Source organism: Exiguobacterium sp. GL_137 (assembly GCF_057834585.1).
Genome location: NZ_CM174406.1, coordinates 466,891 through 482,756, shown reverse-complemented (window position 1 = coordinate 482,756; position 15,866 = coordinate 466,891). Strand labels below are relative to the sequence as shown.

The 15,866-nt window shown below is 50.1% G+C and carries 14 protein-coding genes; 2 read left to right on the top strand and 12 right to left on the bottom strand.

All coding sequences use genetic code 11. The features are described from left to right. Positions 1-2: 2 nt before the first annotated feature. The gene (locus AC3IRK_RS02560) at positions 3-869 is read right to left on the bottom strand and encodes a DnaJ C-terminal domain-containing protein (RefSeq protein WP_012369377.1); all 867 of its coding nucleotides are present in this window, start codon (positions 867-869) and stop codon (positions 3-5) included. A 192-nt stretch (positions 870-1,061) separates the two neighbouring features. Here AC3IRK_RS02560 and AC3IRK_RS02555 point away from each other — a divergent pair, with 192 nt between their 5' ends. Further along, on the top strand, positions 1,062-1,253 hold the full coding sequence (locus AC3IRK_RS02555) for a YwbE family protein (protein ID WP_012369376.1): 192 nt from the start codon (positions 1,062-1,064) through the stop codon (positions 1,251-1,253). A 64-nt stretch (positions 1,254-1,317) separates the two neighbouring features. Here AC3IRK_RS02555 and AC3IRK_RS02550 read toward each other — a convergent pair whose 3' ends face one another. The 3 genes from AC3IRK_RS02550 to AC3IRK_RS02540 all read right to left on the bottom strand — a co-directional run bounded on the left by AC3IRK_RS02550 (position 1,318) and on the right by AC3IRK_RS02540 (position 4,757). Continuing rightward, positions 1,318-2,493, bottom strand: coding sequence for an amidohydrolase (locus AC3IRK_RS02550; RefSeq protein ID WP_188005141.1), 1,176 nt, complete (start codon positions 2,491-2,493; stop codon positions 1,318-1,320). A gap of 12 nt (positions 2,494-2,505) precedes the next feature. Then, positions 2,506-3,360: a MurR/RpiR family transcriptional regulator gene (locus tag AC3IRK_RS02545; RefSeq protein WP_188005140.1), complete on the bottom strand. Its 855-nt coding sequence runs from the start codon at positions 3,358-3,360 to the stop codon at positions 2,506-2,508. A gap of 218 nt (positions 3,361-3,578) precedes the next feature. Then, positions 3,579-4,757, bottom strand: a complete 1,179-nt coding sequence (locus AC3IRK_RS02540) for a CamS family sex pheromone protein (RefSeq protein WP_188005139.1) — start codon at positions 4,755-4,757, stop codon at positions 3,579-3,581. Between the two features lie 134 nt (positions 4,758-4,891). On the opposite strand from AC3IRK_RS02540, the gene AC3IRK_RS02535 reads away from it, so the two are divergent. Next, the gene (locus AC3IRK_RS02535) at positions 4,892-5,464 is read left to right on the top strand and encodes a class D sortase (RefSeq protein WP_114596947.1); all 573 of its coding nucleotides are present in this window, start codon (positions 4,892-4,894) and stop codon (positions 5,462-5,464) included. A gap of 93 nt (positions 5,465-5,557) precedes the next feature. On the opposite strand, the gene ligA is transcribed toward AC3IRK_RS02535, so the two are convergent. From ligA to purD, 8 genes are all read right to left on the bottom strand, one after another. Further along, entirely contained in the window at positions 5,558-7,552 is a 1,995-nt protein-coding gene (ligA, locus tag AC3IRK_RS02530) for an NAD-dependent DNA ligase LigA (protein WP_131504457.1), read from the bottom strand. A gap of 14 nt (positions 7,553-7,566) precedes the next feature. Continuing rightward, positions 7,567-9,792 (bottom strand): DNA helicase PcrA, encoded by a 2,226-nt coding sequence (gene pcrA, locus AC3IRK_RS02525; protein ID WP_131504456.1) that lies wholly within the window; start codon positions 9,790-9,792, stop codon positions 7,567-7,569. Between the two features lie 44 nt (positions 9,793-9,836). Then, positions 9,837-10,520, bottom strand: coding sequence for a heptaprenylglyceryl phosphate synthase (gene pcrB / locus AC3IRK_RS02520; protein WP_214855971.1), 684 nt, complete (start codon positions 10,518-10,520; stop codon positions 9,837-9,839). 84 nt (positions 10,521-10,604) lie between these two features. Beyond that, on the bottom strand, positions 10,605-10,829 hold the full coding sequence (locus tag AC3IRK_RS02515; RefSeq protein WP_131504454.1) for a hypothetical protein: 225 nt from the start codon (positions 10,827-10,829) through the stop codon (positions 10,605-10,607). Positions 10,830-10,841: 12 nt separating this feature from the next. Continuing rightward, the gene (locus AC3IRK_RS02510) at positions 10,842-12,221 is read right to left on the bottom strand and encodes a TrkH family potassium uptake protein (protein WP_131504453.1); all 1,380 of its coding nucleotides are present in this window, start codon (positions 12,219-12,221) and stop codon (positions 10,842-10,844) included. Positions 12,222-12,260: 39 nt separating this feature from the next. Next, a complete protein-coding gene (locus tag AC3IRK_RS02505; protein WP_012369366.1) occupies positions 12,261-12,575 on the bottom strand; it encodes a YerC/YecD family TrpR-related protein in 315 nt (104 codons plus the stop codon). 67 nt (positions 12,576-12,642) lie between these two features. Beyond that, positions 12,643-14,382: an adenine deaminase C-terminal domain-containing protein gene (locus AC3IRK_RS02500; protein ID WP_214855973.1), complete on the bottom strand. Its 1,740-nt coding sequence runs from the start codon at positions 14,380-14,382 to the stop codon at positions 12,643-12,645. 218 nt (positions 14,383-14,600) lie between these two features. Then, complete coding sequence (purD, locus tag AC3IRK_RS02495) at positions 14,601-15,857, bottom strand: phosphoribosylamine--glycine ligase (RefSeq protein WP_489170379.1); 1,257 nt, start codon at positions 15,855-15,857, stop codon at positions 14,601-14,603. Between the last annotated feature and the right edge of the window lie 9 nt (positions 15,858-15,866).

The window sequence follows — 15,866 nt, the reverse complement described above, 5'->3', positions numbered from 1 at the left end:
CGTCACTCCTTCACAGATAAACGATTTTCCCACTCTTCATAAAACGATGGTTCCATTTCCGGTAATTTGACTTCCAGTTGAACCAGCAAGGCACCGCGGTGTCCCTCCCGGTTACTGAGTCCCCGATTCGGGATCCGAAGACGGGCTCCCGGTTTTGTGCCGGGCTTGATTTTTAATTTGACACGTTTTCCTTCCAACGTATCTGCCACGACTTCTCCACCGAGAACAAATACCGTCGGATAGACACGGACAGTCGAGATGACATCGGTTTCCTGCCGGCGGAATTGATCATCATCCTTCAGGTGAATCGTCACGTACACATCTCCCGCAATTCCTTTACGGTTGCGTTTCGAACTTTTCCCGCGTAACCGGACTTTTTTCCCGTCATACAAATCTTTCGGCAGACTCATTTGAATGGCTCCTGTCGCCAGTCGGATCGTCACCTTGTCATTCTGACTGAGATGACTTAACGGAACCGTCAATTCGAGTTCTTCGTCCGTTTCTTCCGGTTCTTGACTAAAAAACGAACCGAACATATCTTCAAATCCAAACGATTGCCCTGCCGATCCCGCCGTCCGGGATTGACGTCCGTTGAATTGGCGGAAAAGATCGTCATAGTCGGCTGACTGTCCATACCCCGCTCCAGCCATCCGTTCATAGTTACTTCCATATTGATCATACTGTGCCCGTTTTTCTTCATCCCCGAGGACATCAAACGCTTCCTGGATATCTTTGAAGCGCTGATCCGCACTCGCTTCCTGATTGACGTCCGGATGGTATTGTTTCGCAAGCTTCCGGTATGCCCGTTTGATTTCCTGGTTCGATGCCGTCTTCTCGACACCAAGCGTTCGATAATAGTCTTTCGCCACGCTGATCACTCCCTTAACTTTTTGTTCTGTATCTTAATTATAGAATTGGTCAGTCAATTGGTCAAATATAGTCAAACTTTTTTTGACGATTCTTTTGTTCTTTTCACTTTACGCATTTTCCTCAAACAAGTTTCGCTCCAGGAAACCATGATATACTGACAACTAGCATTATGAAAAAGGAGCGATCAAGACATGGATGGTAAAAAACGCGCCGATGTTAAAATCGGACAACACGTCAGTATCGTATTAAAACAAGACCAGCGGACAGGTAAACGGACGGAAGGAATCGTCAAGGATCTGTTGACCAAGTCGCCGAATCACCCGCACGGAATCAAAGTCCGTCTCGAAGACGGACAAGTCGGTCGGGTTCAAGAAATCTTATAAGAGAGCACATGAAAAAGACACCCGTCTTCCGGTCATCATCGGCCGGAAAATGGGTGTCTTTTCGTCAATTACTGGACTCTTCGAGATAACGTAAGGTCACTTCGATTAAAATACGGGCTGCATGCTGCATCGCCTGCTCTTCAAAGTCAAACTTCGGGTGGTGATGGGGATAAAAGGTTTCGTCCCCTGCTCCCGTGAAGAAAAAGGTGCCGGGTACTTGTTGCAGATAATACGCGAAGTCTTCGCCGCCCATCGTCGGAGCAATTTCAAAGACGTGATCCGCACCCATGATGTCAGACGCAACGGTCCGTAAAAGGTTCGTTTCTTGCGGATGATTGACGACCGCCGGATATCCTCTTTCGTACGTAAACGAATAGGTCGCCCCTGCCGCGTCACACACGCCTTTAATCGTCCGTTCCATTTCGTGGACGATTTGCTCAGCGACTTCCGGATCAAATGTCCGGATTGTCCCGGTCAGTTCCGCACTGTCGGCAATGACATTAAACGTATTCCCGGCATGCAGTGTTCCGATGGTCAAGACCGCTTGCTGAAGCGGATCGAGTCGGCGGCTGACGATACTTTGCAACTCTTTGACGACCGTCGCCCCGAGTACGACGGCATCAATCGTTTCGTGTGGCTTCGCGCCATGTCCCCCGCGCCCGAACAACGTCAACTCGAACTTATCGGCCGCTGCCATGACAGGACCGATCCGGTAACCAATCGTTCCAAGTTTCGTCGTCGACCACAGATGGGTTCCGAAGATGACATCGACACCGTCGAGGCATCCGTCGGCAACCATGTCCCGTGCCCCGCCCGGAACGACTTCTTCCGCGTGTTGGTGAATCAAGACGACGTTCCCTGCCAACTGTTCTTTCTGACGGACCAGAATTTCGGCGACGGCAAGTAACGTCGCTGTATGGCCGTCATGTCCGCATGCATGCATGACACCGGGCACGATCGACCGGTAATCGACGGTTTTTTCATCCTGAATCGGCAACGCATCAAAGTCTGCCCGCAGTGCGACAGTTTTTCCCGGTTTTCCTCCGCGAATCGTTCCGACTACCCCCCGGCCACCGACACCGGTCCGGACTTCAATCCCAAGCTCCGTCAATCGATCCGCAATGAATTGCGGGGTATCGACCTCATGAAACGACAACTCCGGATGTTGATGTAAATACCGACGCCGTTCGACCATCACTGGAAATAACTGCTCCACCATCTCTTCCACTGTCTGTTTCATTATGTACGCCCCCTATTTTTTACTGTGCAACATCTTGACGCTTTCCCGTGTATACTGCAGCCGTTCGATCGTATCGTCATAATGGACAGCAGCATAGGATAAAAACAACACATCAATCGCAAACAACTGGGCGAGACGCGAACTTAAGGCCGCACTGCGTAACGGCGCTTCCGGCGCCCGTGACGTCCATAAGGCGATATCCGCCAACTGGCTGACCCGGTTATCCCCGAACCGCGTCAAACTGATGACTTTCAGCCCGCGAATCTTGGCAAGCCGGATTAACTCGACGACTTCCTCGGTTTCACCACTGTAAGAAATCGCAAAAAAGACATCATCCGGACTGGCGTTCGCAAGAATCGTCGCGACGAGATGTTGATCCGATTCCTGAATCGTCAGTTTCCCGACGCGTGTCCATTTTTGTGCAGCATCCAACGCGACGACGTTCGATGCCCCGATTCCGTAAAAGTAAATTGCGCGTGCCTGGTCCAAGACATCCGCCGCTTCGGCAATCCGGTCTTCACTCAATTGTTTCGCCGTATCTTGTAAGGCTTGAATGCTGTTGCTGACCGTTTTTTCCACTAAGTCAGCAGGCCGTTCATTTTTTTCAATATCATGATACCCCTTTAAATCGGTTCGTGCCGTATCCGCTGAAATCCGCATCCGCAGTTCTGGATATCCTTTTAAACCGAGTGCCCGGCAAAAACGGACGACCGCTGCGGCACTTGTTCCCGATTCCTCGGCTAAATGATGAATCGTCATCCCCGCGATTTCATTCATATGCGCTAAAACAAAATCAGCGACTTTCCGCGAAGAAGAAGGCAACTCTTCGTGGACGGCGCTAATCTGTGAAAAAATACCACCTTTCATGCGACCCGCTCCCTTACCATGGATTAAAACAGGCGAATCCAGCGTGTCTCTGCTGATTCGCATGATGCTTCTTTTCTATTATGCGCTTTCAAGACGGCTTTCGTAAATCTAAAGAAATCTGACAATAGTAAATCGTTGTTTTGTTGTGCTTAAAAGTCAGCTTAGACTCAACAAAAAAGACTCCTGCTTGCGCAAGGAGCCTGTCTGTTCAAATGAAATCAACGGATTTTGACAATCGGTTTTTTCATATCCGGCTCGATGAATAACATCGCTTCCGTATCGCCGTTCAAGTTCGTGACGGTAATCGTTGTCGGGACATTCCGATTGTATTCCCAACGATTTTCGAGCAAGTAGGTCACATATTGAATGAACGCTACGAGTTCTGCTTTTCCGTAAAACTGAACCGGAATCTTGATTTCCAACTTCTTCAGTTCACCTTCCTGATAAAAGCCTTCTCCCATCATACCGGTGTAGTTCGGGAAATAGTCTTCGAGGCGGTCCTTGAACAAATCAAACTTCGCGGAATCATCACGGACATCGTTCGTCGCGGCACCCGATGGGTAGTAATAGTATTTTTCATCATAGTTCTTCCAGTCGTTCGAACTGATCTGATTGCCGCGCCCGATAAAGGCGGAAGATACATAATGTCCGGAAACCGGTGACCCTTCACTTTCCTGCAAATACAAGGCGACGTGGATCGGTGTCGTTTTGATACCGTCCGTTTTCCGCATTTTCTTGACCAATTCATTTGCCATCCGTTTTCCTTCTGCGATGACTTTTTTCTCGTCGAGTTTCACGGTATAGGTCGGACCGTAGTTTTCATCCTGGAAAACATATTCGCTGTTTAAGACTAAAGCGACGGATGTCCCGCCGAGTTCGAGTTTTTTATCTTCTTCCAACATGTAGTCCTGTTCCAAAATGTGCGATAGAATCAAAGGAGACTTTTGGTTTTTTTCTTTGTAAGACTTTCCGGTCGTATAGGCAGGGTTCAAGCCGTTCGGATCACTGACACCATCCCCGGCTTTTCCTTTTCGTAACAACCACTGGGCAATTTGATCGGCCTCGAGCAGTTGTCCTTCTTGATAATAGTATTTATCCGGAGCAAAAAATTGAGTGGAGTGACGCATCAATCCGGTCTCGATTTCATCCAGCTCCAGGCGTGAACTGACTCGTTTTTGTGTCATCCCGCGAGCGACACTCGGCCGGAACGGTAAGACGGTCCGGTAATAGGAATCGGTCGTATCAATCGCCGGACTGACGACAGCCTGGACTTCTTTTCCTTGTTCACTCTCTGTAATGACTTCTTTTGTATCGCTTTTTTGTGATAAATCAAACGAACACGCGCCGAGGAATAATGTACTCGTCAACGTCAACGCGACTATTTTTTTAGATTTCATCTGTTTTCGCACCCCATGTTTTCAAAATCGTTCTCTCTATCATAACAGAATAGTTTTCCATCGGGGAAGGTGTAGTTTTTCCCTGATTTTCAAAAAAGTATATCCTGCTTTTCAGCAGATGAAAGGATTTTTTTATGAAACGACGACTTCTTGGTCTTCTTCTTTTGATTGCCGGCATCCTGCTCATTCTTTGGCCGATGTATACCAATCATCAAAAACAACAGGCCGCTGACGAACTAAAACAGCAATGGACACAAAATTTAAAGGCGGTCGATGCCAAGGAAACGAAGAAACCGGTCGCAACAAACGGTAGCGGCTTACTGACGATTCCATCACTTGATTTTGAACAGGTCATCTTAGAAGGTGCTTCGACGACCATTCTTGATCAAAGCATCGGTCATCTGAAAGGAACCGGCGCGCCCGGTAAAGGGAATTACGCCTTAGCGGGACACCGCAGTTTCACGAAAGGACTGCATTTCAACCGTCTGCCCGAGTTGAAAACGGGTGCACATGTCATCGTGACGACAAAAAGTCATCGGTATACCTATCAAATGAAGACCTCACAACTTGTCAAACCAACGGATTTGTCCGTCTTAAATCAAGACGTCAAACAAGCAACCCTTACACTGATTACGTGTGATCCGCCGGAAACGGCAACCAATCGTTTGATTAAACAAGGGATTTTAATCAAAACCGAATCGTTGTAATTCTCCGTACACTTCAATACGAAACAGGGAAGGCGCATGATGCATGCCACCTTCCCTGTTTTTATTTAAATCATCTGTTTGACGGATTTTCTGTTACCCTTCGTATTTCGCCAACTCTTCAAGCAATTGTGTTTCATTCCAAATCTCGATTCCGAGCGACTCGGCTTTCGTTAATTTCGAACCGGCTTTTTCTCCGGCTACCAAAATGTCCGTTTTCTTACTGACGCTGCCGGTCACGTCCGCACCAAGCAACTCGAGCCGTTTCCCGGCTTCTGAACGCTTCAGTGATTCGAGCGTTCCGGTCAACACAATCGTTTTACCGGCGAGCGGTGCATTCGATTGATCGACCCGTTGTCCTAGAAACTGTTGGTTCAGTCCGAGTTCTGCTAAGTCCTTGATCAAGGCTTGCGCTTCCGGATGTTCAAAATACTTCGTCACAGAATCGGCAATCTTACTGCCGATTCCATCAATCGCTAAAATATCTTCATATTCCGCCTGTGCGATGCCGTCGAGTGAATCAAACCGCTCTGCCAGCAGGTACGCCGCTTTTTGACCGACCAATCGAATCCCGAGACCAAACATCAACCGTTCCAAAGAATTTTGCTTCGACGCTTCAATCGCAGTCAGAAGATTATCGACCGACGTTTCACCCATCCGTTCATACGTCAACAATTCATCCCGGTCGAGGCGGTACAAATCGGCGAGCGTCCGGATGGCTTCATGTTCATACAATTGACGCACGACTTTTTCGCCGAGACCGTCGATATTCATCGCTTGACGCGAGACGAAGTGAATGATCCCTTCGACAAGCTGGGCCGGACACTCCGGACTGACACACCGAATATCCGCTTCGCCTTCCAATCGAACAAGTTCCGACTCGCAGGCCGGACAATGAGCCGGAAATTCGATCGGTTGTTCGTTCCCTGTCCGTTCTGAAACGACAACGCTGACGACTGCCGGTATGACGTCTCCGGCTTTTTTGATGATGACTTGATCGTGCAGTCGAATATCTTTTTCCGTGATGAAGTCCGCGTTGTGCAATGTTGCATAACTGACGGTTGATCCGGCGACGACGACCGGCGCAAACCGGGCGCGCGGCGTGACTTTCCCTGTCCGTCCGACACTGAAATCAACTTCTTCGACTGTCGTCATGACTTCTTCTGCGGCAAATTTATACGCCGTCGCAAAGCGGGGACTTTTCGCCGTGAAGCCAAGTTCTTCCTGATCGTCATACCGGTCAACTTTCAGGACGATACCGTCGATTTCATACGGTAAATTAGAACGTTCCATCGTCCAGTGGGCAATGTAGGCTAAAATCTCTTCGACCGTCTCACACGTCTGCATCTCCTTGTTCGTCGGTAACCCGAGCTCAGCCAGCTGAAGCATCGCTTCGCTGTGCGAACGGGCACTCAGTGTATTGACACCGACACCGTAGACGAATAAGGACAGATTGCGGGATGCCGTAATCGACGAGTCGAGCTGGCGTAAGCTCCCTGCTGCTGCATTACGCGGATTAGCGAACAAGGCTTCCTCACGTGCTGCCCGGTCCGCATTCAAGCGTTCAAATGATTGTTTCGGCATATAGGCTTCCCCTCGGACTTCGACCGTCTCATTTCGACGTAACCGAAGGGGTAAGGCTTTGATTGTCCGCAGGTTTTGTGTAATATTCTCGCCGACCGTTCCGTCGCCCCGCGTCGCACCGCGGACAAGTTGTCCGTCTTCGTACTTCAAGGAAATCGCAAGTCCGTCAAACTTCAACTCTGCCACATACGTCGTCGACCGGCCGAGTGAACGTTCGATGCGGGCGACCCACTCCCGGATTTCTGTTTCGTCAAAGACATTGCCGAGCGATAGCATCGGTAAATCATGAGTCACCTTCTCGAAGGCATCGAGCGGCGCAGCACCGACGCGTTGCGTCGGTGAATCTGGCGTGATCAGTTCCGGATGTGCCGTTTCAAGTTCCGTCAGTTCCCGTAACAATTGATCATAGGTGCTGTCCGGAACAGTCGGTTGATCCTGGACGTAATATTCGTAACTGTATTGGTTCAACTTTTGGCGTAATTCCTCGATTCGTGCCTGTTCTATCATCTTGACGCCTCCACTCATACCTTTTTGATTGGTGCGAATTTCGCAAGCAACCGTTTGACACCGACTTCCGGGAAGGCGATATCGATTTCTAAGCTGTCCCCTGCTCCGCGTGTCTGAACGACGGTTCCGCGTCCCCATTTTCCGTGTTCCGCTTTGTCACCGACGTTCCAGCCGAGTGATTCTGCGCCTGATGTCTTCATCGCTGTCGGTTTCGTGACCGATCGGCCGATGACGGCTTTTCCTTGCGGTACCGGTCGATCTTCCCATGGCAATGGCTTCGGTTTTTTACCGGTCCGTTCCAATACTTCCTCCGGTAATTCGGCAAGGAAACGGGATTCGAGATTGGCATTCGTCCGGCCATACAGTGAACGCATCCGCGCGTGGGACAAGTACAATCGTTTTTCAGCCCGCGTAATTCCGACATAGGCGAGACGACGTTCTTCTTCCATTTCGTCTTCATCCTGCAGGGAGCGGCTGTGCGGGAACAATCCTTCTTCCATCCCGATCAGGAAGACGATCGGGAACTCGAGTCCTTTTGCGGAGTGTAACGTCATCAAGGTGACCTGTTCCCCCGGATCACTCTCATCCAGTGAATCGACATCGGCGACCAGCGTCAAATCCGTTAAGAACGCGATGATCGTTTGGTCTTCCGGATCGGCTTTTTCGGTCTCTTTTTCAAAGTTTTGTGCGACTGTGATGAACTCGTTGATGTTCTCGAGACGACTTTGTGCTTCGAGTGTTTTGTCTTCTTTTAAGACTTGGCGGTATCCGGTTTTCTCAAGGACTTCTTCCACCAGTTCGGACAGGCTGATGAATTCCTGCATTTGCTGTAAGCCAAGAATCATTGTCCGGAAATCCGTCAGTTTCGCTGCCGTTTTCGGGGCAATGCTCGACAATTCGATGTCGCGGATCGCTTCCATCAAGGACACGCCTTGCAGGTCGGCAAAATCACGCAGTTTATCAATCGTCGTCGCTCCGATACCGCGTTTCGGTTCATTGACAATCCGGGCAAATGATAAGTCTTCGTTCGGATTTGAAATCAGGCGCAGGTACGCCAGGACATCCTTGATTTCTTTACGGTCATAGAACTTCGTGCCGCCGATCATCTTGTACGGGACATTGGATTTCAGCAACGTTTCCTCAATCGCCCGCGATTGGGCATTCGTCCGGTACAGAATTGCGACATCGTTTAGTTTCATGCCGTAACGCAATGCATTCCGGATTTCCTGGACGATATAAAACGCTTCTTCCCGCTCATTTTCCGCTGTATGGACAATCAGTTTTTCGCCTTCTGCGTTTTCCGTCCACAGTTTCTTATCTTTCCGGGTACTGTTGTTTTGAATGACATGGTTCGCTGCATCCAAAATTCGTTTCGACGAACGGTAGTTTTGTTCGAGCAGGATGACTTTCGCTGTCGGATAATCTTCCTCAAACGACAGGATGTTTGCGATATCGGCTCCGCGCCAGCGGTAAATCGACTGATCCGAGTCCCCGACGACACATAAGTTCTGGTGGGCTGCTGCCAGGAGATTGACGAGATCATACTGGGCTTTGTTCGTATCTTGATACTCATCGACATGGATGTATTGGAACTTTCGTTGATAAAACGACAGGACGTCCGGATTTTGTTTAAACAGTTCTGTCGTCTTCCCGATCAAGTCATCAAAATCAAGGGCGTTGTTGCGACGCAGGACCGCTTCGTATCCTTTATAAATCTCAGCAACCGTTTTTTCATACGGATTCGTGACGATGGACGCGTAGAACTCGGCACTGCGCAGTTCATTTTTTTGACTCGAGATGATCGACAGCATCGACCGGGGATCCCACTTCTTCGGATCGAGGTTTTGTTCTTTTAAGACGAGCTTCAGTGCTGACTGTTGATCGCTCGAATCAAGAATCGTGAAGTTTCGGTTATAGCCGATTTTTTCGATGTCACGCCGTAACATCCGGACACACATCGAGTGGAAGGTCGAGACCCAGATGTCATTCGCGACACCGCCGACCAACCGTGAAATCCGGTCACGCATCTCACGTGCCGCTTTATTCGTAAACGTAATCGCCAGGATATTCCACGGAGCGACCTGTTTTGCTGCCATCAAATAGGCAACGCGGTGTGTCAGGACACGGGTTTTCCCGGAGCCTGCTCCCGCCATGATCAAGAGCGGTCCATCGGTGTGTTTGACTGCCTTTGCTTGTTCCGGGTTCAATCCGCTGACAAGCTGTTCACTTAAATTAAACATCTAAATAGCCTCATTTCTATATTCCGAACTTTTGTTCTTATATTTTATCGTGTTGCTGCGACAGTCGCAAGTGCCGCTTCTAAATTGTCATAGATGATGTTGCCGACGACGATCGTATCGGCATGTGTCAACATCTCCTGTGCCCGTTCGATGGAATCAATACCACCGCCGTAGAACAGACGGCCTTGCTTCAAGACCCGTTTGACGGAGGCGACGAGTGACGGATCACCATACATACCGCTGTACTCGAGATAAATGATCGGCATCCGAAAGACACTGTCCGCCAGTTGCGCGTAAGCGACCACTTGATCATCATTAAGAGATTTTGCTTGTGTGACACGGGCGACCTTGGCGTCAGCGTTCAGGACGATATACCCTTCCCCGACCAGATCTTGATGCGCGAGCATATGTCCGACTTCTTCCAGCGCTTCGACTTGCTTGTCAATCACGTGCTCAAGCGTTCCGCTGTTGAGGACACTCGGCGTCAAATATGCATCAAATCCCATCGTCGCGGCCTCAAGCTCCGATACTTCCAGTGCCACAGCGACCGGATACCGCCGCAAGCGCATCAGTAAATCCAGTGTCGCATCGAGGGTGATATCATCGGTCCCTCCGACGATGATGGCATCCGTTCCCGAAGTCGCAATCGCTTGAAGAGCAGCCTCTTCAATCTCTTTTGCCGGATCGAGTTTAAAGACATGACGCCATTCGTTATAGGGTAACAACATGTTCGTTCCATCCTCTCTTCTCATTCTCTGTACCCAGTATAAAACAAAATCCCATCTCGCGCAGAGCGGGATGGGAGAAGCCATTCAAGTCCGGACCTGGCGTTTCGTTAACAACGCGGCAAGCCCCAGTGCAAAAAAGGCATAAAGGACGGCAAACGCCCACGGTTCTGCCAGGAAAAAACCCAGGACCGGGATATCCAGTAACGGGGAATCCGGCGAACAGAGCGCCCGTCCGTTGACGAGTGCTAAAAACGGTAAAGCCGGCACCATAAAGATATAACCAAAGTTGATCCAAAATGTCCGATTCACGTCACAACCTCCTTAACCGATGATGACTGATTCTTTCGGATAATTGTAATTCCGTTTTGGTTGATTCGCCTTCAGCAACAGGACAAACGAAATAACACCAATCCGTCCGATGAACATCAGGACGGATAAGGTCCATTTGCCGACATCGGATAACTCATTTGTAATTCCAAGCGACAATCCGGTAGTTCCGAACGCGGAACAGGCTTCAAAAAACAGCACGAGGAACGGGGCATCTTCAAAGATCAGCAGGACAATCAGTCCAATCATCGTTACACCGGTCGAAACGACGATGACGACAAAGGCTTTCCAAATGTCCGACTGTCCGATCTCGCGTCCAAAAATCTTGATGCCGTATTCGCCGCGAATAAAGGCGATGACACTGAGGACGGCGACGGCAAATGTCGTCGTCCGAATCCCTCCCCCAACGGAGGACGGCGACGCTCCGATGAACATCAGAATTGACAAGACAAAAATCGAGGCTTGCGAGAACGACGTAATATCGACCGTCGTCAGTCCGCCGTTTCGGGTCGTCACCGATTGGAACAAGGCATCGACCATTTTTTCATTGACCGGCAATCCTTTAAACGATTGATTCCACTCAAACAGCAGCAGACTGACCGTTCCGAATAAAACCAGGATGAAGAACGTCGATGCGGTTAATTTCGTGAATAATGAAAAGTGATACGGTTGACGGGTCGCTTGACGGGTCGCCCGGTACGAGATGTACCGACGGACTTCAACGAGGACCGGGAAACCGATCGCACCAAGCGTCAGCAGTAAAATCTGCATAAAGACGACAAATAAATCTCCCCGAAACGGAAGGAGGGATTCTCCGGTAATGTCGAACCCGGCATTGGTCGTCGCGCTGACCGAACCAAACAATCCTTGCAGCATCGCTTCGCCGAGCGTCGGAAAATATTTCGTATAATACAAACCTAAAATAAGAGCACCGATGATTTCAATTGACAGGATGATGATGATGACTTCCCGAATGTATTTGACGACCCCTTGCATCGTCGTCTGGTTCTGGTCACGGACAACCAGTTGCCGCTCCCGAAAGCCAATCCGTTTGCCGAGGATGACCCACATCGCGATATGCAGGGACATCAATCCGATCCCGCTGACCTGTACGAGAATCATGATCATGAAGTAACCGAACGTCGTGAACGTGTCCGAGACGGAGACGGTCGTCAATCCGGTCACGCTGACACAACTGACGGCCATGAAGACAAGATCCGTGAAATCCCAGTCGTAATTGCCCTGTGTCGACCAGGGTAACCCCAGTAAAATGACGCCGATGATGACGGCTACAAAATAAATAATGACGAGTGACTGGATCGGCGTCAGTTTTCGAATGAAATGTTGCAGTTTTTGTTGATACGCTAAGTCCATCAGGCTTCGTCCTCCTTCACAGAAATAGCGGATAACCGGTTAGTTATCCGCTACTTCCTCTTCTACGAGACCTAATCGTGCGAGTGCTAAGTCATAGCCACCGGAACCGTAATTCAGACAACGTTTCACACGCGAAATCGTTGCTGTCGAAGCACCTGTCGCCTTTTCGATTTTATGATACGTGTTACCTTCGCGTAACTGACGGGCGACTTCAAGACGTTGTGCCAATGCCTGGATCTCATTGACCGTCGCTAAGTCTTCAAACAGCGTATAACAATCTTCTAATGAATCCATCTTCATGATGGCTGTAAATAATTGATCGAGTTCTTTTCCACGCAATTTATCGAGTTGCATCGTCTAACTCCCTTTCCCATGTGTTGCTCTTTAACAGTTTAAAGTGCGACGTTTTAAATTTCAAGCGTCAGCGTAAAATTGCCGGGAAAAGTACTTTTTTCCGTAACACTTCATAGATGCCTTGCGGCGTAATCCGGACATACGGCAAATGGGTCGACGCGAGGAACAAGAGCGTATAAATCGGGTCTTCATACTGATAGCCGCGTGCGAATAACGCTTCCCGCAGTGCCGTCTCCTGCACAATCAAATCTTCCAGCGGTAAATCGGATGTCTGCCCCATTAAGGTCAACGGAACTTCTGCGATTACTTCCCCGTCATCGACAAGGACGACACCACCGCCGAATGATTTCATCCGGTCAAAGGCAATCTGCATGTCCCGTTTCGATTTTCCGATCAACAGGATATCGCCGCTGATCGAATACGAACTGACGAGCCCGCCGACGTGTGTCGCAAAGTTTTTCAAGACCGTATTCAGACGCCATTTGCCCTCCCGGTCAATCAGCATCAAGAAGGACTCATCGCATCCGGCAGGCAAGACTTGCATGCTTGTATCGTGTTCGACCTGATACAGCTTCATGATGACCGAATTGACCATCTCAAGACCAACCGGCATGCTGAAGGAAAAGTCCTGTTCGGTTAACTCAATCCCGACTTGCGAAGCCGGCATCAAATCCATCGCCCGGTCCAGCGCTTCGACCGGATAACACGGAATATCATTTCTCCGGACCCAGGTGCCGCGGGCTACGACATCGACCGGTGTCGGCTTATCTTTCGCTTCAAGGATGTTTAAATGCGCAATTCGTCCGGGTGCGATACTGCCGAGCAGATGATCGAGATTAAAGTGACGCGCTGCATTATACGACGCAATCCGGTAAGCTTCTTCCGGAGCAATCCCTGCAGCAAGCATCAATCGGATCGTCTCATCCATCAATCCGGCTTTATAAAAGGAAGGTGTCGATCCGTCCGTCGTCACCAGCACTTTTTCATAATTTTGCAGTCCGGCTTCGACGAGACCGGCAAATATATCCGGTAGATCCGGGCGAATCGAGGAGTAGCGGATGGTCGTCGTATAACCGAGTTCGAGGCGGATCAAGGCTTCTTCGACCGTCATCGCTTCATGATCACTCGTCACGCCGAACAATGCCATTTTCGTCAGGGTCTTGGCGGAAGCACCGGGAAAATGTCCTTCAATCGGCTTGCCGAGTTTCATCGCATCCTGCATCCATTGCAACAGCTCGTCGTCGCCTTGCGACAGTCGCGGCCAGCCCGTTAATTCACCGGCTTGGATGACTTGTGGATGTTTCAGCCACGCTTGAATTCGTCGGTTATCAATCGTGATGCTGTCGGCATCCAGTTCTGTTTGAGCATCCAGTCGCGCCCACCAGTACATCGATGTTGGAAGGTCTGCCAGTGCGTCGACCTGCGCAAACGCTTGCTCCGTCGGCTCTAATAAAAGCAGCATATTATCGTTGACGAGTGTCGTCGTTCCGCGCTCTGCCGCAAATTTTGCAAGTGTCGCCGGATTATACAATTGGAACGGATGGGCATGCGGTTCGATGTAACCCGGGACGATGAATTTTCCCGTCGCATCGTAGACTTCATCCGCCGTTTCCGGCATGTCCGGTCCGACGTAGATAATCCGGTCGCCGCTGATCCAAATGTTGGCTGTCCGCCATGTTTTGAGTCCTTGATTTAAGTACGTCGCATTTTCAATCACGAGTGTAGGTGCAAGCTTTCCGTTGATGACCGCTTGATGCGTGCGGACTTCTGTTTTCGTCCATGGGGACCGTCCACAATTTTTTTTCATGAAAGCTCGACCTCCTTTATATTTGAAAACGCTTTCTTATAGTTCTTATACTAAAATGTTACCGGAAAAGTTTCAAGCTTATTCGTCGTCAATTCGAGTCATTTCGCCAAAATAACACAAAACTGCCATGGAAGACAAGTCATGTTCTGCCGTACCCGTCAAAAAAGCCGGCCCTCTCACACTGATGTGAGCAGAACCGGCTTATGGAAAGTAAGAAATTATGTCGTGCGAAATGCTTTTTTGGCGATATCCGTCCGGTAAAAGAAGCCGGTCCGGTCAAATGAATCAAGTCCGCTGTAAACGCTCGCTACGGCCTGCTTCATGTCTTTTGCCTTCGCCACACAGACGAGGACACGTCCTCCGGCCGAAAGAATCACATCATCATCCCCTGCGGCCGTGCCCGCGTGGAAGACAAGGAGATTTGACCCGATTGTATCTGCTGGGACAGGCTGACCCGTAACCGGTTGTTCCGGATAACCGTTCGCCGCGATGACGACACCAACGACCGCTTCATCCGACCAGGCGACTTCCGGAATGTCACCCTGCATCAATGGCATGATGACGTCAAGCAGCTCCGTTTCAAGCCGCGGCAAAATTACTTCCGTTTCCGGATCACCGAAACGGGCGTTGAACTCAATGACGGATGGTCCGCGACTTGTTAACATCAGACCCGCGTATAAGAAGCCGGTAAACGGAATCCCTTCGCTTGCCATCTGCTCGACAAGCGGACGGAGGACACGTTGCATCGCTTCTTCCGTCACGGCCTGTTCGTCAAATTGCGGCAAGGGACTGTACGCCCCCATTCCGCCTGTATTCGGGCCGGAGTCCCCGTCAAAAGCCCGTTTATGATCTTGCGACAGGACCATCGGAATGACGGTTTCTTCATGTACGAAAGCCATCAGCGAACATTCTTCACCGACGAGACATTCTTCAATCACGACACTGCTCTGCTGACCGAAATCGCCGCCAAAAATTTCGTCAATCGCTTGAACAGCCTGTTCAATCGTCGTCGCAACCGTGACACCTTTCCCTGCTGCCAGTCCGTCCGCTTTGACGACGATCGGTGCACCCTGCCGACGGATGTAAGCAGTCGCTTCAGCCGCTGATGTAAAGACGGCATGGTCCGCCGTCGGGATACCGGCCCGGTCCATCAAAGCTTTCGCAAATTGTTTACTGCCTTCAATCGCTGCTGCTTCGCGGGACGGTCCGAAAATCTTTAGGCCGGCTGCTTGAAACGCATTGACGATTCCGAGCACAAGCGGTCCTTCTGGTCCGACAATTGTCCAGTCGATCTGCTCTTCCCGTGCGAACTGAACCAATTCTTCAATCGCGTCTTCCCGGATCGACACACAGACCGCTTCCGTCATCCCGACGTTGCCGGGTGCTGCATACACTGTCTCGATCCGGACATCCTGTGCCAATTTCCATACGAGCGCATGCTCGCGTCCACCTTTACCGACTACTAATACTTTCATTCGGCTCGC

Excerpts from the sequence above, each read along its gene's own strand:
- AC3IRK_RS02555 (WP_012369376.1), top strand. The coding sequence starts at position 1,062 with ATGGATGGTAAAAAACGCGCCGATGTTAAAATCGGACAACACGTCAGT.
- AC3IRK_RS02550 (WP_188005141.1), bottom strand. The coding sequence starts at position 2,493 with ATGAAACAGACAGTGGAAGAGATGGTGGAGCAGTTATTTCCAGTGATG.
- AC3IRK_RS02545 (WP_188005140.1), bottom strand. The coding sequence starts at position 3,360 with ATGAAAGGTGGTATTTTTTCACAGATTAGCGCCGTCCACGAAGAGTTG.
- AC3IRK_RS02540 (WP_188005139.1), bottom strand. The coding sequence starts at position 4,757 with ATGAAATCTAAAAAAATAGTCGCGTTGACGTTGACGAGTACATTATTC.
- AC3IRK_RS02535 (WP_114596947.1), top strand. The coding sequence starts at position 4,892 with ATGAAACGACGACTTCTTGGTCTTCTTCTTTTGATTGCCGGCATCCTG.
- ligA (WP_131504457.1), bottom strand. The coding sequence starts at position 7,552 with ATGATAGAACAGGCACGAATCGAGGAATTACGCCAAAAGTTGAACCAA.
- pcrA (WP_131504456.1), bottom strand. The coding sequence starts at position 9,792 with ATGTTTAATTTAAGTGAACAGCTTGTCAGCGGATTGAACCCGGAACAA.
- pcrB (WP_214855971.1), bottom strand. The coding sequence starts at position 10,520 with ATGTTGTTACCCTATAACGAATGGCGTCATGTCTTTAAACTCGATCCG.
- AC3IRK_RS02510 (WP_131504453.1), bottom strand. The coding sequence starts at position 12,221 with ATGGACTTAGCGTATCAACAAAAACTGCAACATTTCATTCGAAAACTG.
- AC3IRK_RS02505 (WP_012369366.1), bottom strand. The coding sequence starts at position 12,575 with ATGCAACTCGATAAATTGCGTGGAAAAGAACTCGATCAATTATTTACA.
- AC3IRK_RS02500 (WP_214855973.1), bottom strand. The coding sequence starts at position 14,382 with ATGAAAAAAAATTGTGGACGGTCCCCATGGACGAAAACAGAAGTCCGC.
- purD (WP_489170379.1), bottom strand. The coding sequence starts at position 15,857 with ATGAAAGTATTAGTAGTCGGTAAAGGTGGACGCGAGCATGCGCTCGTA.